General features: G+C 60.9%; 16 protein-coding genes. 10 read left to right on the forward strand and 6 right to left on the reverse strand.

The features are described 5' to 3' along the window. Positions 1 to 43 precede the first annotated feature (43 nt). Positions 44 to 1,507, reverse strand: a complete 1,464-nt coding sequence (locus tag DEM27_RS10075) for a cobyric acid synthase (protein ID WP_109458077.1) — start codon at positions 1,505 to 1,507, stop codon at positions 44 to 46. Positions 1,508 to 1,753: 246 nt separating this feature from the next. Between DEM27_RS10075 and DEM27_RS33935 the strand changes: the two genes are divergently transcribed. The 5 genes from DEM27_RS33935 (at position 1,754) to bmt (ending at position 7,079) form a co-directional block, all read left to right on the forward strand. Next, positions 1,754 to 1,897: a hypothetical protein gene (locus tag DEM27_RS33935; protein WP_165823386.1), complete on the forward strand. Its 144-nt coding sequence runs from the start codon at positions 1,754 to 1,756 to the stop codon at positions 1,895 to 1,897. An 840-nt stretch (positions 1,898 to 2,737) separates the two neighbouring features. Continuing rightward, entirely contained in the window at positions 2,738 to 3,733 is a 996-nt protein-coding gene (locus tag DEM27_RS10080) for an ABC transporter substrate-binding protein (protein ID WP_109458078.1), read from the forward strand. A 244-nt stretch (positions 3,734 to 3,977) separates the two neighbouring features. Beyond that, entirely contained in the window at positions 3,978 to 4,886 is a 909-nt protein-coding gene (locus DEM27_RS10085) for an ABC transporter permease (RefSeq protein ID WP_109458079.1), read from the forward strand. Further along, entirely contained in the window at positions 4,879 to 5,925 is a 1,047-nt protein-coding gene (locus DEM27_RS10090) for a quaternary amine ABC transporter ATP-binding protein (protein WP_109458080.1), read from the forward strand. Before DEM27_RS10085 ends, DEM27_RS10090 begins: the two co-directional genes overlap by 8 nt. Before the next feature lie 140 nt (positions 5,926 to 6,065). After that, complete coding sequence (gene bmt, locus DEM27_RS10095; protein ID WP_109458081.1) at positions 6,066 to 7,079, forward strand: betaine--homocysteine S-methyltransferase; 1,014 nt, start codon at positions 6,066 to 6,068, stop codon at positions 7,077 to 7,079. A gap of 34 nt (positions 7,080 to 7,113) precedes the next feature. Here bmt and DEM27_RS10100 read toward each other — a convergent pair whose 3' ends face one another. Continuing rightward, positions 7,114 to 8,130, reverse strand: coding sequence for a glycosyltransferase family 2 protein (locus tag DEM27_RS10100; RefSeq protein ID WP_128755474.1), 1,017 nt, complete (start codon positions 8,128 to 8,130; stop codon positions 7,114 to 7,116). A 215-nt stretch (positions 8,131 to 8,345) separates the two neighbouring features. Between DEM27_RS10100 and DEM27_RS10105 the strand changes: the two genes are divergently transcribed. Beyond that, positions 8,346 to 10,076 carry an O-linked N-acetylglucosamine transferase, SPINDLY family protein gene (locus DEM27_RS10105; RefSeq protein ID WP_109458083.1) on the forward strand — a complete coding sequence of 577 codons (1,731 nt, stop codon included), beginning with the start codon at positions 8,346 to 8,348 and terminating at the stop codon, positions 10,074 to 10,076. A gap of 75 nt (positions 10,077 to 10,151) precedes the next feature. After that, positions 10,152 to 10,505 carry a hypothetical protein gene (locus DEM27_RS10110; RefSeq protein ID WP_109458084.1) on the forward strand — a complete coding sequence of 118 codons (354 nt, stop codon included), beginning with the start codon at positions 10,152 to 10,154 and terminating at the stop codon, positions 10,503 to 10,505. Between the two features lie 10 nt (positions 10,506 to 10,515). Here the strand turns inward: DEM27_RS10110 and DEM27_RS10115 are convergent, their stop codons facing one another. The 3 genes from DEM27_RS10115 to DEM27_RS10125 form a co-directional block, all read right to left on the reverse strand. After that, positions 10,516 to 11,265, reverse strand: coding sequence for a phosphodiester glycosidase family protein (locus DEM27_RS10115; protein ID WP_205908886.1), 750 nt, complete (start codon positions 11,263 to 11,265; stop codon positions 10,516 to 10,518). Positions 11,266 to 11,367: 102 nt separating this feature from the next. Continuing rightward, complete coding sequence (locus tag DEM27_RS10120; RefSeq protein ID WP_109458085.1) at positions 11,368 to 12,054, reverse strand: ferredoxin; 687 nt, start codon at positions 12,052 to 12,054, stop codon at positions 11,368 to 11,370. Positions 12,055 to 12,155: 101 nt separating this feature from the next. Beyond that, positions 12,156 to 13,736 (reverse strand): trimethylamine methyltransferase family protein, encoded by a 1,581-nt coding sequence (locus tag DEM27_RS10125; RefSeq protein WP_109458086.1) that lies wholly within the window; start codon positions 13,734 to 13,736, stop codon positions 12,156 to 12,158. Between the two features lie 393 nt (positions 13,737 to 14,129). On the opposite strand from DEM27_RS10125, the gene DEM27_RS10130 reads away from it, so the two are divergent. Then, positions 14,130 to 14,834, forward strand: a complete 705-nt coding sequence (locus DEM27_RS10130) for a corrinoid protein (RefSeq protein ID WP_109458087.1) — start codon at positions 14,130 to 14,132, stop codon at positions 14,832 to 14,834. A 48-nt stretch (positions 14,835 to 14,882) separates the two neighbouring features. Here the strand turns inward: DEM27_RS10130 and DEM27_RS10135 are convergent, their stop codons facing one another. Beyond that, positions 14,883 to 15,041 carry an entericidin domain-containing protein gene (locus DEM27_RS10135; RefSeq protein ID WP_109458088.1) on the reverse strand — a complete coding sequence of 53 codons (159 nt, stop codon included), beginning with the start codon at positions 15,039 to 15,041 and terminating at the stop codon, positions 14,883 to 14,885. 17 nt (positions 15,042 to 15,058) lie between these two features. On the opposite strand from DEM27_RS10135, the gene DEM27_RS10140 reads away from it, so the two are divergent. Both DEM27_RS10140 and DEM27_RS10145 read left to right on the forward strand, forming a co-directional pair. Next, positions 15,059 to 15,706: a DUF1638 domain-containing protein gene (locus tag DEM27_RS10140; RefSeq protein WP_109458089.1), complete on the forward strand. Its 648-nt coding sequence runs from the start codon at positions 15,059 to 15,061 to the stop codon at positions 15,704 to 15,706. Positions 15,707 to 15,783: 77 nt separating this feature from the next. Beyond that, a complete protein-coding gene (locus DEM27_RS10145; protein WP_109458090.1) occupies positions 15,784 to 16,578 on the forward strand; it encodes a formyl transferase in 795 nt (264 codons plus the stop codon). The last annotated feature ends 8 nt before the right edge of the window (positions 16,579 to 16,586 follow it).

Genomic DNA, 16,586 nt, shown 5'->3' on the forward strand with positions numbered 1-16,586 from the left:
TCCTGGCATGCGCCTCCGCAGCGTCGGGCAAAAGCTTGGCAACTCAGGCGCCATTGCCGCCCAGCAGCCTGTCCAGCCACGCGGGATCGAGCACGCTTTCCAGCTCGGCGGCAACCTCGTCGAGCGCCGCGTCAACGGAGGCGCGGTAATCCTGCCGCGAACCGATGCCGAAATCGGCAAGCAGCCGGGCGCGAAAGGCGTCGCTGGCGAACAGTCCGTGCAGATAGCTGCCGGCAACGCGGCGATCGGCCGAGACCGCCCCGTCCGGCCGGCCGTGGATGCGAATGAAGGGCCGGTCGCAATCGCCGCCGCGCGTCACGCCGAGGTGGATCTCGTATCCCGTCAGCGGCACGTCGTATTCGACGGACCACGCCTCGCTGTTGCGCACCGTCTTCTCGGGCGCCATGTCGGTCTCGACGTCGAGCAGGCCGAGCCCCTCGGCTTCGACGATGCTCCCCTCGATGCCCAGCGGATCGCGCACCACCCGGCCGAGCATCTGATAGCCGCCGCAGACGCCGATGACCCGGCCGCCGCGCCGCACGTGGCGACGGAGATCGTCATCCCATCCCGCCGCCTTGAAATCCCGCAGGTCCGAAATCGTCGATTTCGACCCCGGCAGGACGATCAATCCGGCATCGGCGGGCAGAGGCTCGCCGGCACGGACGAAAACCAGCTCCACCTCGGGCTCTGCCGCCAGAGGGTCGAGATCGTCGAAATTGGCGATGCGTGGCAACACCGGCACGGCAACCTTGAGCGCCTTGCCCTGCGGCCGCGCCAGCCTTTCGAGCACCACCGAATCCTCCGCCGGCAGACGGCCCGCCGCCTTCAGCCACGGCACCACGCCGAAGCATGGCCAGCCGGTAAACCTTTCCACGACGCGAATGCCGTCGTCGAACAGCGTCACGTCGCCACGGAACTTGTTGATGATGTAGCCGGCAATCATGCGCCGGTCCTCTTCCGGCAGGATCGCGTGTGTGCCGACCAGCGAGGCGATGACCCCGCCGCGATCGATGTCGCCGACCAGCACCACGGGCACGCCGGCGCGTGTCGCAAATCCCATATTGGCGATGTCGCCGGCGCGCAGATTGATCTCGGCCGGCGAACCGGCCCCCTCGACCAGCACGAGATCGGCATCCCTGCCGACGATGTCGAAGCTTTCGAGCACCGCTTCCATCAGTTGCGGCTTGAGGCGCTGGTAGTCCCGCCCCTTCGCCTGTCCCCAGACCTTGCCTTGCAGGATGATCTGGCTGCCGATGTCGGATTGCGGCTTGAGCAGCACCGGGTTCATGTGCACCGAAGACGGCACGCGCGCCGCCCAGGCCTGCAGCCACTGCGCCCGGCCGATCTCGCCGCCGTCATCCGATACGGCGGCATTGTTCGACATGTTCTGCGGCTTGAACGGACGGACCGTCAGGCCGCGGTTCGCAGCCAGGCGGCACAAGGCGGCCACCAATACCGTTTTTCCGACATCCGAGCCCGTCCCCTGCAGCATGATCGCCCGCATCATGCACCTCTCCCCTGCCCAGCCAGAACTGGACAAAAACCCTTGATTTTCCGCATATCAGCCATGCTTTTGCCACATCCCTCAATGGTTTCCGCCTCACCGGCCCAGCTTAAAAACTTCAAACGTGAATATTTGTCGATTTACGACATAACACGACGACTCCAGCCATTGATCAGACGGCCGTCCGGGCGTATATAAGCTTCAACAGAAACACAGAGCCGATCCGGTCGGCATACGAGGAAACCACCCATGCTGTACATCTTCCGCAAGAAAAACTCTGTCGAGATCGCCTGGGGTTCCACGGCGCCGCGTTATGGCATGGACAACCGCCTGCAGCAACTGGACACCAGCTTCGGCACGCTCGGCTTCATCCGCACGCGCAACGCCGGCTGAATTTTACAAATTCCCGTCGCGAATTGCCTCCTTCGCGCATTCCAAATACGAAAAAACCACCGGACGCTCTCGCCCGGTGGTTTTTTTGTAATGGGGTACGGGCGACATGCCCGATAAATCCAGACCCTCGAATGCGAACATGAGAGCTTGGGATCGGTTGGCGAGCTGGGTGCGAAAGCCGCGTGGAACCGATCCTTCCACGCGGCTTGCCAATACAAGGCCGCCTCTTGAACTCAACTCGAGGCGCGCTGCCCCGGTACGCAAAACCTGATCCGGAGCCTGTGTGACCAACTCTCGCCACGCACCAATCTTTAGCCCGACATTCTTACCGGAGCGTTATCAAGCGATTAACCAAAGGTGAATTTCGTTTTTTTTTGCGAAATTTGCTAAAAAAAATCTTTCTCTCGCAAAGGCGCGATCTGGACAGCTTTCGTCTCATTTCGCAGGTGACATTCAGTCATAAAAATATTTCAGCCCTGTCATAAGAAAAAAACAGGGCATTTCCCGCACCGGTCCCGGGCGCAAATGCGATAAATTCGGGCAAATCGAACTGTTACAATGGCTTGCTACGGTGCCGCGACGCCGGATGACGCAGCTGTGAGGTTGATTTCTGTTTCGGAAACCGTAGGCTACCCTCAACCGGTGCAACAAACGTGGCAAAGACAGGGTTCCGCTGCCACTCCAAAAACAAACGCAACGGTGCGTGTTCTGACAGTCCGTCTCCCACGCGGACACGACAGCCGCGCTTGAAAACCTCGCTATCGGCTGGCCGGGATGCCGCAGTGATCCGGTCCGCCCTACTTTCGGGCACTGCACACTAAGACTGGGAGGTCTTAACACATGAAGAAGCTGATCGCTTCGACTTTCCTCGCCGGCGGCCTTTTGGCTTTCGCCGGTGCCGCTCAGGCGGATTGCGGCGACGTATCGATCGCCGAAATGAACTGGGCCTCGGCCGGCGTCGCGGCCTATGTCGACAAGATCATCCTGGAAAACGGTTATGGCTGCAACGTGACGCTGGTCACCGGCGACACCATGCCGACCTTCACCTCGATGAACGAAAAGGGCGAGCCGGACATGGCTCCGGAATTCTGGGTCAACTCCGTGCGCACGGCACTTGATGCCGCGGTTGCGGAAGGCCGCCTCATCCAGGCCGCGCCGCTGCTCAGCGACGGCGGCGTCGAAGGCTGGTGGATTCCGAAATTCCTCGCCGATGCTCATCCGGATATCAAGACGGTTCAGGACGCGCTGAAGCATCCTGAACTGTTCCCGGCTCCGGAAGATCCGTCCAAGGCCGCCGTTATCAATTGCCCCGCCGGCTGGAACTGCGAAGTTTCGACGTCCAACCTCTACCGGGCGATCGAAGCGGATAAAGCCGGCTTCCAGCTCGTCGACAGCGGCTCTGCGGCCGGTCTCGACGGTTCGATTGCCAATGCCTTCGAAAAGAAGACGGGCTGGCTGGGTTATTACTGGGCTCCGACCGCCATCCTCGGCAAATACGAGATGACCAAGCTTTCCTTCGGCGTCGAGCACGACAAGAAGGAATGGGACGCCTGCACGGCGGTGCCGGATTGCGCCGCTCCGAAGGTCAACGCCTATCCGACCTCCGACGTCTATACGATCGTGACCAAGAATTTCGCCGACAAGGCCGGCGTCGCGATGGATTACGTCAAGACCCGCAAATGGGACAACCAGACCGTTGGCAAGGTTCTCGCCTGGATGGATGAAAACCAGGGCACCAACGAAGACGCTGCCAAGCACTTCCTGAAAGACTACCAGGACATGTGGACGACATGGGTCGCCCCCGATGTCGCCGAAAAGGTCAAGGCCGCTCTCTAAGCGAGCGTATCGATGGGATGGCGGGCCTTGTCGGTCCGCCATCCCCACAGGCTCTTGTTGATTTCCCGACGACAGGCAGAACTATTCCTGCAACCTCGGCAAGAAGCACGTCAGCGTCGCAAACAATACACGCTGTCTTTCGGGAGTCCTGTAGACGTATCACGCACGCACGCACAAAACATCGGATGCGCTGGTCCTCACGCAGACCGAAGTCCGGCAAAAGCCGGCTAAGATGGGGAACAATATGGCTCAATGTAGTTTCTTGCCGAATTTATTCTGCAATTTTCCCGCCTTTGATGAAAATCTCATGCGGGAATTCAAGAAATCGGTCGATCTGAGCTTCAAGGCTTTCGTTCGCAGCTATGGTGATGTTCTCACCACCATCATGCAACCGCTGCAATGGTTCTTGAACTGGCTGCAGGATTTTTTCGTCAACACGCCGTGGATCATCATCCTCATCGGCATGACGGCGATCGTCTATCTCGCCAGCCGCAACATGAAGATCGTCATCGGGACGGTGCTGTCCATGCTCCTGATCGGGCTGGTCGGGCTATGGAACGATACGATGATAACGCTCGCCATGGTCACCGTTTGCACGTTGATCTCGATCGTCATCGGTATTCCGATCGGCATCCTCATGGCCCGTTCGGACCGGATCCAGTCGATCGTCAACCCGATTCTCGACGTGATGCAAACCATGCCGAGTTTCGTCTACCTCATTCCCGTCGTCATGATCTTCGGAATTGGCAAGGTTCCCGGCCTGATCGCCGTCGTCATCTACGCCGTTCCCCCGATGATACGCCTGACAAACCTTGGTATTCGCCTGGTGGACAAGGAAGTGTTGGAGGCTGCGGACGCCTTCGGCTCATCCAACCGTCAAAAGCTGAAAAACGTCCAGATACCGCTTGCCTTGCCAACCATCATGGCCGGCATCAACCAGACGATCATGATGTCTTTGGCCATGGTGGTCGTTGCATCCATGATCGGCGTCGGCGGCCTCGGCAAGAACGTCCTGCAGGGAATCACCAACCAGTTCTTCACCGTCGGCTTCCTCAACGGCTTCGCGCTCGTTGCCATCGCCATCATTTTCGACCGCGCAAGCCAGGCATACGGCAGGCGTCTCCAGAAGCATTCGGAGGTCATCCATGGCTAGTCACGGCATCGAGGTCAAAAACCTCTACAAGATTTTCGGCCCGCGCGGACGGGATTTCGTGCAGGCCGTCGAAAACGGCCTGGGCAAGGGCGAGTTGAACGAGAAGTACGGCCATGTGCTTGGCCTGCAGAACATCAACATCTCCATGCCTGCCGGCGGCGTCATGGTCGTCATGGGTCTTTCCGGCTCCGGCAAGTCGACGCTGATCCGCCATATCAACCGGCTGATCGACCCGACGTCGGGGGAAGTCCTGTATGACGGCGTCGACGTCTGCAAGATGAGCGAGAGCGATCTGCGGGAATTCCGGCGCCACAAGACCGCCATGGTCTTCCAGAAGTTCGCCCTTCTGCCGCACCGCACCGTGCTCGACAATACCGTCTACGGGCTGGAGATCCAGGGCATCGACCGCGACGAAAGCGTCAAGCGGGCACGACACTGGATCGAGCGTGTCGGGCTCAAGGGTTTCGAGAAGCATTATCCGAACCAGCTTTCGGGCGGCATGCAGCAGCGTGTCGGGCTGGCCCGCGCACTCACCAACGATGCCGACATCCTGCTGATGGACGAGGCCTATTCGGCCCTCGATCCGCTGATCCGCGTCGACATGCAGACGGTGCTTCTCGACCTGCAGAAGGAACTGAAGAAGACCGTCGTCTTCATCACCCACGATCTCGACGAGGCGCTACGCCTCGGCGACAAGATCGCCATTCTGCGCGACGGACGCGTGGTGCAGCAGGGCACCGGCCAGGAAATCGTGCTGGCGCCGGCCGACGAATATATCACCGCCTTCGTCAAGGAAGTGAATCGCGGCCGCGTCGTCCAGGCCAAAACGATCATGAAACCGCTCACCGGTTCGCCGGAAGGCATGCCCATTGCCGATGACATGGTTCTGGAAGCCATCGCCAAGACGCTCACCGATACCGGCCAGAGCCAGGCACATGTCGTGGATGCCAACGGCAGGCCGATCGGCGCCATCGACCTGCACATGGTCATTGCCGCGATGGTGACGCCGACCAGCCATCTGACCCAGGCTGCCGCCTGATCGCCCTCATCGCAAAACACTCCGGAAAGGCGCCCGCAAGGCGCCTTTCTTCTGTTCGGACAGGCATGCCGGGCGCTTGTCTGTTGCAATCACATAAAGATATATTTATATCTTTCTGAAACTTACCAAAGAGGACCACCATGAGCACCGTCAATCCCCTGTCCGATCTCCTTGACGAAAAAGGTGTCCTGCTGGCCGACGGCGCAACGGGAACCAGCCTTTTCGCAATGGGCCTCGAAGCGGGAGAGGCGCCCGAGCTCTGGAACGAAGCCAGACCGGAAAACATCACCAAGCTGCATCAGGACTTCGTCGACGCCGGCGCCGACATCATCCTCACCAATACCTTCGGCGGCACCCGCCACCGTCTGAAGCTGCACCACGCCGCCGATCGCGTGTTCGAGATCAACAGGAAGGCTGCCGAGATCGCCCGCGCCGTGGCCGATGGCGCCGGCCGCAAGGTCATCGTTGCCGGCTCCGTCGGCCCGACCGGCGAATTGCTGCTGCCGCTCGGCGCCATGACCTACGAAGACGCCGTGGCAGCCTTTGCCGAGCAGATCGAAGGCCTGAAGGCAGGCGGCGCCGAAATCGCCTGGATCGAAACCATGTCGTCTCCGGACGAGATCCGCGCTGCGGCGGAAGCCGCCGTCAAGGTCGGCCTGCCCTACACCTATACGGGCTCCTTCGACACGGCGGGAAAAACCATGATGGGCCTGCCGCCCAGGGATATTCATGGTGTCGCGGCCGATATCGGTGAAGGTCCGGTTGCCGTCGGCGCCAACTGCGGCGTCGGCGCGTCCGATATTCTCTCCAGCCTGCTCGACATGACCGAGGCCGATCCGGCTGCGACGGTGATCGTCAAGGGCAATTGCGGCATTCCCGAATTCCGCGGTTCGGAAATCCACTATTCCGGCACGCCGCCGCTGATGGCCGACTATGCCCGCCTCGCCCGCGATGCCGGCGCCAAGATCATCGGCGGCTGCTGCGGCACGTCGTGCGACCATCTTGCCGCCATGCGCCGGGCGCTGGATAGCTACACCCCGTCGCCGCGCCCGACCCTTGGCGATATCGTCGAGAGGATCGGGCCGCTGCGCAACAAGACGGCAAACGAAGCTCCCGCCGCTCCCCCCCGGGAACGCGGTCGGCGCCGGGGCTGATGGCTCGCCGATCGGCCTGCCGGCGCTCCGCCTGTCAGGCCTGGGCGGCCTTGTAGAACTCGATGTAACCGTTCTTCAGGCCAGGCTTGATATTGTCTGCCATCACCAGCGCGATATGGAAACGCGACATCATATCGACTTCTTCGAGCGCCAGATCGACAAGATACTGCATGGTCTCGCTGTACTTCTCAGGGGATTGCTTGACCTGCCGCAGGTAGATATTGAAGAAAGCACCCGACAGAAAAGCAAGCGCCTCTTGCGATTCCGTCGCCGCAAGGGGCGAGCGAGGTCGGGACAAAAAGACGAAAAGATCGAGAAACCGCAGTAAGGCATCGTATTTTTCGGAATCGGCAGGCAAGCCGGCTTCCACGAACAAACGAACGACCTGCTTCTCGATCTTCTGGATGTTCGACCACTGATCCTTATTGTATTTAAACACCGTGCTCGGATCATAAGCCATCTTCCCATAGGCAAACAGCGCCGTTACCTGGGCCCAATCGCAATAAGCGCCTCTTGTCGGATGATGATCGGCAAAAAGCTGCATCAGATCGGCATAAGGCTCCCTGCGAAAGATGCTGTAGAAAGCGCTGTTGTCGCCGCCCGCCAGCTTGCTGTACTCCATGATCCGCCCTACCGGATCGTTTTCGACGAGTCCGAACTCTTGAACACGTACGACACCGCGACCGGTTAAGAACACTTGTGTCAAGGGCCGGACGCCGAGATGATCGACGGGCAGCGAAGCCAGATCGACGGGTTGGATCTGTGCATTGAAGGCGATTTCGTCATCATCACCCATCATCATCACGAACGGCGTTTCGGCCGCACCGATCGCGGCGAGGAAATTCCGCCCAACATCGAAATCATCAGTGTTCAAGTAGGTCAGGCGCGACGGGTGGCGTGACCAGTATTCCCTCTTCTCGGCATCTCCGGAATTGTCGGCAACGACCAAAAACGCATCCCGAGCCGCACAATAGTCAAGCGCTGTCTCGATGGAACGGCGTGACGCCTCAAACTTGCGGTTGCTGGGCATACAAAGAGACAGCAGTGTCATTTTCGGCTCCGGAAATCCTTGCCCGCGCGAACGACATTCGTCCGTCGAATCGAGGCGATTTCGGCCCGAGCCTTTTGTATGCTGCCAGAATTGTCAACCGTTGCCCCGCGCCGACAGTTGGCTCAGCGAGGCCCCCAGGGACACGTTTCCACCAGCCTTGCGACAGCCTCGCCGCCTAGACTGCCACCAACAGGGAAACGACGACAGGCGCATTGATGTCAATTCATCTTCAAAAGGCTCTTCAAACTTACAAATCCGGAAACTACAAGAAGACCATCACTCTTCTTTCGCCGGTGCTGCAGCGGCCTGTCGTCCCACCCGAAGCACTGCTGATTGCGGCCCAATGCCATTCCAAAACCCAGCAATACCCCGAGGCTGCCGAATATTACGCGAGGGCAGCCAACTTACAGACAGGCAAAGAGGCAGCGATCCTGCGGACGCTCGCCGCGAAGATGCGATCGCGTGCCGGCCAGACGCAGGAGGCTCTTGTCACGGCGCGCGAGGCAGCGCGAGGCCACGGCTTCGATAGCAATGCCGAAGAGGCCTACAGGCGTATCCTGCAGGTGTCGCTTTGTCTGGATGAGGCCGAGCAGGCCCATGCGGATTTTCTTGCGGGGATGAAGGCCGGCAATGCGGTGCTTTTCGGCATCGAGGCGGCATTCGATCACATCACCTGGTGCGGCGACGAAGCGATCAATGCCAGGATTACCCGGGTCCAGGACGGTAAACCCTTCACCGCGGAGGCCCGCGCCGCGCGGCGCGCCCGGCCGCATCGCTGGGGCGAGAAAATCCGCATCGGCTACCTGTCCAACGACTTTTCCGACCAGCATGCGACGATGCGCCTGTTTCAAAGCGTCATCCTCGCTCATGACCGCGAAAAATTCGACGTTACCCTGTTTTGTTATACGCCATCGGACTTGATCGCCCTCGACAAGGGTATGCGCCGGCAATATCCCGGTCTCGTGCCGATCGGCCATCTCGATGACCAGGCCGCCGAGAAACGCATCCGCAATCAGGGCATCGATATCCTCATCGACCTGAAGGGCCACACGAAGGGCGCCCGAATCGATCTGGTCAACCGCGGGCTGGCGCCGATCCAGGTTGCCTACCTCGGTTATCCCGGCACCGGCAGCGGCATCGATTGCGACTACGCGATCACCGATACCGTCGTTACGCCGGACAGTTCCAAGCCCTATTTTCATGAAAAGCTCTGCCGCTTACCGGAAACTTATCAGTCGAACGACGGCCGTTTTCGCGAGCTGCCGCCGCCGGCATCCCGCGAAAGCCTCGGCCTGCCAGAAGACAGGATCGTTTTCGCTTCCTTCAATGCCCACCGCAAGATCACGCCCGCTACGGCAGAGCTGTGGGTGCGGATCCTCGAGGCGACTGGCGACAGCCTTCTCTGGATCATGTGCACCGACGCTTTCGCCCAGGAAAGCTTCCTGCACTACATGCAATCACGCGGCATAGACGTCGAGCGCGTCCGATTTGCCGCCAGCGCCGCCTACGGCCCGCATGTCGCCCGACTGCAAGCGGCCGACATCGGCCTCGACACATTTCCCTACAACGGCCACACCACCACCTCCGACAAGCTGTGGGCAGGCCTGCCCGTCGCGACAAAAAAGGGCAGCAACTTCGCCTCGCGCGTCTCCGAGAGCCTGCTGAACGCACTCGGCGTGCCGGAACTCGTGGCAGCGGATGACGACGATTATGTCCGGCTCTGCGTCGAGCTCGCCAGGGATCATGAGAAACGCGCCGCCATCCGGCAGAAAATTGCCGACAACCGCTTCTCGGCCCCGCTCTTCGATACCGAGCGTTTCACCCGCCATCTGGAACAGGCCTACGAGATGATGGCCGAAAGGGCGAAAGCCGGGCTGGAGCCGGACCATATCGACGTACCCGCCCTGCCGCCGCGCGTGCACCCCTTTGGAACAAGGCCGATGTGAGGCGCTTGCCGCACGCCGGCTTTCTTCCTATGCATTCTTGCTTCGAATCAAACAGACAAGAGCCCGGTTTTACCCATGCAGGCCATCCCCATTTCTTTCCCGGATCGCGATACCGTCGCCGAGAAGCTGGCGAGCTTCGGCGATGCCGACCAGTCCTTTCTCAAGCTTTTGATGGAAAATCCGCAGCAGGACGAGAGCTTGCTCCAGGGGATCGAGCTTTACCTTCACAACGCCTCCAAGGCGCATTTTCTCAACTCGCTGAAGCTTGAGAAGTGCGGCCAGTGGCTTGGGGAGATGGCGCCCGACAGGCTGCAGATTCGCCTCAACGAGACGGCCCGGCAAAGCCAGCATCCCGCCTATGCCGCGTTCAAATCCGGCCTGACGCGCTCCGGCGGCCTGGAAAAGGCCTACCCAAAGGCGAAGATCTGACGCGCGGGCCTCAGCCGGGACGGCTGGTCACCACGGCGAAGATCGGCCCGACGGGAAAGAGACCATCGTGCCGCTTCATCTCCGGCACGTAGAGGCTGGAAATCGTGCCGTCGAAAAACAGCGCGTTGGCGCATCCCAGTTCGTCCCTGAACAGCAGCGCGAGATCGTAGAATCGCACCGCCCGTTCCGAAACCACGGTATGGACAATGCCCTTGCCGTCGACGCCGATGCCGTTGCGGATGTGCAGGCTGTCGCTGTCGGGGATGAAACGCGGATGGATCTTGCCGTCGATCACCAGCATCGGCCCGGATTGCGTCGCGTACCAGGATTTCATGCCGGTCGCGAGATAGGCGGTCGTTTCCATCACGCCGGCTTTTTTGCCGTCGACGTAAAAGATGCCGTTCGGCAGCAGGTGAAAATTCCCCCATCCGGCCTTGGTGCTGACCTTCTGCCGCTCGATGCCGTTTTCGACATAAAGGCCGACCGGCGACAGGTCATGGTGATACATGCCGGCGTTCATGGCGAAATGCACCGTGGTCCTGTCGACGGCAACATCGTCCAGCATTGCGCGAAAACTGCCATACGGCTTGCCGGCATAATTGCTGTGATAGAGCCGGATCTCGCTCCGGGCGGGATCGAAGCTGCAGACCGTATAGGGCTGGCCGAGATGCATCACGCTGCGGCATGTTTCACCGGCCATGGCGACATGACCTGAAAAGAGTGCCGCGGAGACCGCCATCAGCTTCAAGAGAAACCGCATCGCAAAAATCCTTGTGCCGCGGGAATCGCGGCTTTCGATGGAGACGAGACAACATCGCCTGACATTGGCAAGCAATGCGGCAAAAGATGGAATGGTCGCGCCTCACAGCGAAAGTGCTGCCATGTGAAAGCGCAGTTGCGCTGCCGGATAGCGGTATTCGGCGCCGACGGGACAGGCATCACGGGCTAGGCACCCCGCCTGCATGCACCCAACCTGACCTGCAGCCGTGGCAAGATGCGAGCGGCAGGCGCCGACGTCGAAAGCCTGCGCGGTGACCGCCGAGACGGGACAGTTCTTCAGGCAAGGCTTCGTCTCGCAGACATCGCAAGGATGTGGCGCCGCGCAAAAAACTGAAGCAGGTGCAAGTGCCTGCCGGAATGCCAGGGCACCACGATATCCGTGCCAGAGCCCGTATTGCGGGTGAATGAGGATGCCGAGCGGCGAGGCTTTCAGCCCTTCGGCGCGCATCGCCCATTGCTGGAACGGCTGCCACGGCGGATCGGAGGGGAAAAATGCGACGGCGCCGGCCGCTTCCGCCACCGGACGGATGATTGCCTTCGACCAGTTGTCGAGCGGATCGGTTACCGGATGGCTAACGTGCCAGCGCTCGAACGCAGGCCACAGCGATCCGCCGATATTGCCGAGCAGCACCACGGTTTTCGCCCGCTCGCCGTCCGGAAGCAGCGGCCCCCCGCCCGTCTCGCTGAAATCCACCTGTCCGCGCAAAAAAATACCGTGCGGCGCAAGCGCCGCACGGATGTCGATCAGGGGATCGGGGCCGCCGGTCACTGCGGCCCCTTGTATTCATAGTGCGGTCGCCAGACTTCTTTCTGGATCCAGTCGGCGACGGACTTTGCACCGCCTTGCTCCCTGGCGGCATCGGGCTCTCTTCAAGTGAAGGCGTCCGGCATGGAATCCTTGCGCTTCTGGATGTAGTCCAGCAGTGCCTGGTCGATGGCGGGATCGAGCGGCGGTGCTTCATAGTGCTCGAGCCAGGTGCGGCAAAGGGCGTTGGCGCGCTGCTCGATGCGTTTCTCGCCTTCGATTTCCCACTGCTCGAAGGAGTTGTTGTCGGTCAGCGGCGAGCGGTAAAAGGCGGTCTGGAAGTTCGCCTGGGTGTGCGAGCAGCCGAGGTAATGACTACCGGGACCGACTTCGCGGATCGCGTCCATCGCCTGGCCGTCCGCGGAGAAATCGATGCCCATCGCCATCTTCTGCATCATGCCGAGCTGGTCCTGGTCGATCATGAATTTTTCGTAGGACGAAACCAGGCCGCCTTCCAGCCAGCCGGCCGCATGCAGCACGAAGTTGGTTCCGGCCAGCAGCGTCATGTTCAGCGTCGCCGCCGATTCGTGGGCGGCCTGGGCATCCGGCACCTTGGAACCGCAGAGCGAACCGCCGGTACGGAAAGGCAGGCCGAGGCGACGGGCAAGCTGCGCGGCGCCGTAGGAGACCAGCGACGGTTCCGGCGTGCCGAAGGTCGGCGCGCCCGACTGCATCGAGATCGACGCGGCAAAGGTCCCGAACAACACCGGCGACCCCTTGCGGATCAACTGGGTGAAGGAGGCGCCGGCCAGAACTTCCGCAAGGATCTGCGTCAGCGTGCCGACGACGGTGACCGGGCTCATCGCACCCGACAGAATGAACGGCGAAACGACCGAGGCCTGGTTATGGCGGGCATAGACCTTGAGCGCGCCCAGCATCGTCTCGTCGAAGACCATCGGCGAGTTGGCATTGATCAGGTTGAGCGTCACGCAGTTGTTTTCGACGAAATCGTCGCCGAACACCAGCTTGGCCATGGCGACCGTATCTTCGGCGCGTTCCGGTGCGGTGACCGAGCCCATGAACGGCTTGTCGGAATATTTGATATGGCTGTAGACCATGTCGAGGTGACGCTTGTTCACCGGAACGTCGACCGGTTCGCAAACCGTGCCGCCCGACGAGTGCATCGATGGCGCCATGTAGGCGAGCTTCACGAAATTGCGGAAGTCCTCGATCGTCGCATAGCGACGCTGGCCGTCGAGGTCACGCACGAACGGAGGGCCGTAGACCGGGGCGAAGACGGTGGCGTTGCCGCCGATGCGCACGCTGCGCTCCGGATTGCGCGCATGCCAGGTGAATTCCTTCGGCGCGGTCTTGAGCAACTCGCGGCAGAGGCCGCGGGGGAAATGCACCCGCTCGCCCTTGACGTCGGCGCCGGCCTCGCGCCACAGCGCCAGCGCCTCGGCGTCGTCGCGAAACTCGATGCCGATTTCTTCCAGCACGGTTTCGGCGTTGCGTTCGATCAGTTGCAGGCCGTCCTCATCAAGGACCTCATAGACCGGGATCTTGCGCTGGACGTAAGGCAGGGACGGGCCTGGCCCGCCGCCGCTGCGTGAAGCGCGGCGTGCTGCCGCTCCCCGGCCCTCGCCGCGTGCCCGGCGGCCGCCGCCTTCGTTAGACGTTTCCGCCTGTTCGATCTTCTCATCCATGATGCTTCCTCAAATCGCGCTGAATGCGCCTCACCTTTTATCCCATGCTAGCCGATTTCGCATTTGGAACATTCCTCAAAACGCCACCCATTTGCGCAGGGCAGACATGGAAACAGGCTTTTGCCCTCATTTCCGACCTGTCCGCGGATCGTATTTTTTTCCGTAAAATCATGCAATCGTCGCGCTCCCGGCTGACGGAAATCATTTTTCACAGCTGGAGGCCGTCGAAATGCCGGAAAACCGGCGCCGTTATCACGACTTGCCGGATATCGTCGCTTTTTCTTATCGCGACGTCGCTTTCGAAAACAGGTTCCCGGTCATTGAGGTTTAACTGTGGATAAGGCAAGGTCGCCTGACCGATTTGCTCCGCATCACCAACCCGGGAACCCGAAAATGTCCGACGACGAAATCATCCTCGCAGATCTCTCTGACGATGAACTCGTGCAACAGATGCATGACGATCTTTACGACGGCCTCAAGGAAGAGATCGAGGAAGGTACCAACATCCTCCTTTCTCGCGGTTGGGCTCCTTATGACGTGCTCACCCAGGCACTCGTCGAAGGCATGCGCATCGTCGGCATCGACTTCCGCGACGGCATCCTCTTCGTGCCGGAAGTTCTGCTCTCGGCCAACGCGATGAAGGCAGGCATGACCATTCTCCGCCCGCTGCTGGCCGCCACCGGTGCGCCGAAGCAGGGCAAGCTGGTGATCGGCACCGTCAAGGGCGACATCCACGACATCGGCAAGAACCTCGTCGGCATGATGATGGAAGGCGCCGGCTTCGACGTTGTCGATCTGGGCATCAACAACCCGGTCGAGAACTATCTCGAAGCACTGGAGCGGGAAAAGCCGGATATCCTCGGCATGTCCGCACTGCTGACCACCACCATGCCCTACATGAAGGTCGTCATCGACACCTTGAAGGAAAAGGGCATGCGCGACGAATATATCGTGCTGGTGGGCGGCGCGCCGCTGAACGAAGAATTCGGCAAGGCCGTCGGCGCCGATGCCTATTGCCGCGATGCGGCGATTGCCGTGGAAACGGCCAAGGACTTCATCAAGCGCAAGCACAACCAGCTGGCGTCGAACGCCCACTGATCGACAGGCACCGGTGGCGGCTTGATCTGCCGCCACCGAGACCCCATTTTATTGGGCGGCCCTCTCGACCGACCGTCCGGCGTCCTGAGTGGCATCGACGGCATTGGCCGTGTCCCGGCCCATGCCGCGAATGGTATTGCCGCAAGCGGTCAATGCCACGAGCGTCAGGCAGCAGACGGCGATTTTCGAGAATTTTGCAAATGCCATGGCGGGGATCCTTCTCCATGCAAACTGATGATCGCGAACCCGATAGGTCGGGTTCTCCCGGAGAACGCACGGCCGGCGATAAAGTTCATGTGATCGCCTGCGGCGCCATCGCACGCGAAGTTCTGGCGGTGCAGAAACTCAACGGGCTCGACCATATCGAGCTGACCTGTCTTCCCGCCATCTGGCACGCCCATCCGCAGCGCATCGCGCCCGGACTGGAGCAGGCTATCGTGGAGGCCCGCGGCCGCGGCATCGAGAAAATCTTCATCGGTTACGCCGATTGCGGCACCGGCGGCGCCATCGACAAGATCTGCGAACGCGAAGGCATCGAACGGTTGTCCGGCCCGCACTGTTATTCCTTCTTTGCCGGTAACGCGGATTTCGCCGCCCGCTGGGAAGACGATGTCACCGCCTTTTTCCTTACCGACTTCCTCGCCCGCCAGTTCGAGGCCTTTGTCATCGTGCCGCTGGGCCTCGACAGGCATCCGGAACTGAAGGACATGTATTTCGCCCACTACACCAAGCTGGTGTACCTGTCGCAGGTGGAAGACCCCGCCCTGCAGGAAAAGGCGAAGTGGGCTGCCGATTATCTCGGTGTCGCCTACGAATACCGCCACACGGGATATGGTGATCTGCAGACGGAGTTGCTGACGGCCAGCCGCTAACCATTGGTTTACCAAGTCGACGAGGACGGCACCGCCGTTAACACCGTCCTAAGCTCTGCTTTCCCAAACTCCCCCGCATGTCGCACCATGCCGAAACCGCCTCCCATCGCAACGCCGCCGTCATCCTGATGACCGCCGGCGGCGCCAATCCGCGCCTGGTGATCAATGCGTTGGCACCGATGTTTCCCAATCTCACCGTCATCGAAGAACGGCCGGAGGCAAAATCCGTGCTGCTCAGGCGACGCGCGAAAAAACTCGGCTGGATCGTCGCCTTCGGCCAGTTGGCGACGATGGTCGTGTCGCGCCTGGGCAAAAATGCCGTGCGGCGGCGCAGCGAGGCCATCATCGCCGCCCACGGGCTTTCGGATGCTGACAATCCGAAGGTCAGCGTCATCCATGTGCCGTCGCTCAACGATCCGGCCTGCCATGATGCCGTTGCCCGCCTGCAGCCGAAGGCGGTGGTCACCGTCTCCTGTCGCCTCCTCAGCCGGCAGACACTGGCTGCCATCCCCTGCCCGGTGATCAACCTGCATGCCGGCATCAATCCGGCCTATCGCGGCCAAATGGGCGGCTACTGGGCTCTGGCAAACGGCGACCGGCAGAATTTCGGCGCTACGGTGCATCTCGTCGATGCCGGTGTCGATACCGGCGGCTCGCTCTACGAAATACGGCCGAGCCCCGAAAAAAGCGACACGATGATGACCTATCCGCTGCTTCTGACGGCGGCGGCGATCCCTTCGGTCGTGCAGGCGCTGGACGACGCGCTGACCGGAACGCTGAAGCCGTACCAGGCGGGCGGCACTTCGAAAATGCATTACAATCCTTCCCTTTGGACCTGGCTTTGGAATGGCGTCGCAAAAGGCGTGTGGTAAACTGAGCC

Source organism: Rhizobium album (assembly GCF_003122325.1).
In the GTDB taxonomy this organism is placed as follows: Bacteria; Pseudomonadota; Alphaproteobacteria; order Rhizobiales; family Rhizobiaceae; genus Metarhizobium; species Metarhizobium album.

Bases quoted from the DNA above. Each gene is read 5' to 3' on its own strand.
- DEM27_RS10100 (WP_128755474.1), bottom strand. From the start codon at position 8,130: ATGACACTGCTGTCTCTTTGTATGCCCAGCAACCGCAAGTTTGAGGCG.
- DEM27_RS10110 (WP_109458084.1), top strand. From the start codon at position 10,152: ATGCAGGCCATCCCCATTTCTTTCCCGGATCGCGATACCGTCGCCGAG.
- DEM27_RS10130 (WP_109458087.1), top strand. From the start codon at position 14,130: ATGTCCGACGACGAAATCATCCTCGCAGATCTCTCTGACGATGAACTC.
- DEM27_RS10080 (WP_109458078.1), top strand. From the start codon at position 2,738: ATGAAGAAGCTGATCGCTTCGACTTTCCTCGCCGGCGGCCTTTTGGCT.
- DEM27_RS10075 (WP_109458077.1), bottom strand. From the start codon at position 1,507: ATGATGCGGGCGATCATGCTGCAGGGGACGGGCTCGGATGTCGGAAAA.
- DEM27_RS10115 (WP_205908886.1), bottom strand. From the start codon at position 11,265: ATGCGGTTTCTCTTGAAGCTGATGGCGGTCTCCGCGGCACTCTTTTCA.
- DEM27_RS10085 (WP_109458079.1), top strand. From the start codon at position 3,978: ATGGCTCAATGTAGTTTCTTGCCGAATTTATTCTGCAATTTTCCCGCC.
- DEM27_RS10145 (WP_109458090.1), top strand. From the start codon at position 15,784: ATGTCGCACCATGCCGAAACCGCCTCCCATCGCAACGCCGCCGTCATC.
- bmt (WP_109458081.1), top strand. From the start codon at position 6,066: ATGAGCACCGTCAATCCCCTGTCCGATCTCCTTGACGAAAAAGGTGTC.
- DEM27_RS10090 (WP_109458080.1), top strand. From the start codon at position 4,879: ATGGCTAGTCACGGCATCGAGGTCAAAAACCTCTACAAGATTTTCGGC.
- DEM27_RS10105 (WP_109458083.1), top strand. From the start codon at position 8,346: ATGTCAATTCATCTTCAAAAGGCTCTTCAAACTTACAAATCCGGAAAC.
- DEM27_RS10125 (WP_109458086.1), bottom strand. From the start codon at position 13,736: ATGGATGAGAAGATCGAACAGGCGGAAACGTCTAACGAAGGCGGCGGC.
- DEM27_RS10140 (WP_109458089.1), top strand. From the start codon at position 15,059: ATGCAAACTGATGATCGCGAACCCGATAGGTCGGGTTCTCCCGGAGAA.
- DEM27_RS10135 (WP_109458088.1), bottom strand. From the start codon at position 15,041: ATGGCATTTGCAAAATTCTCGAAAATCGCCGTCTGCTGCCTGACGCTC.
- DEM27_RS33935 (WP_165823386.1), top strand. From the start codon at position 1,754: ATGCTGTACATCTTCCGCAAGAAAAACTCTGTCGAGATCGCCTGGGGT.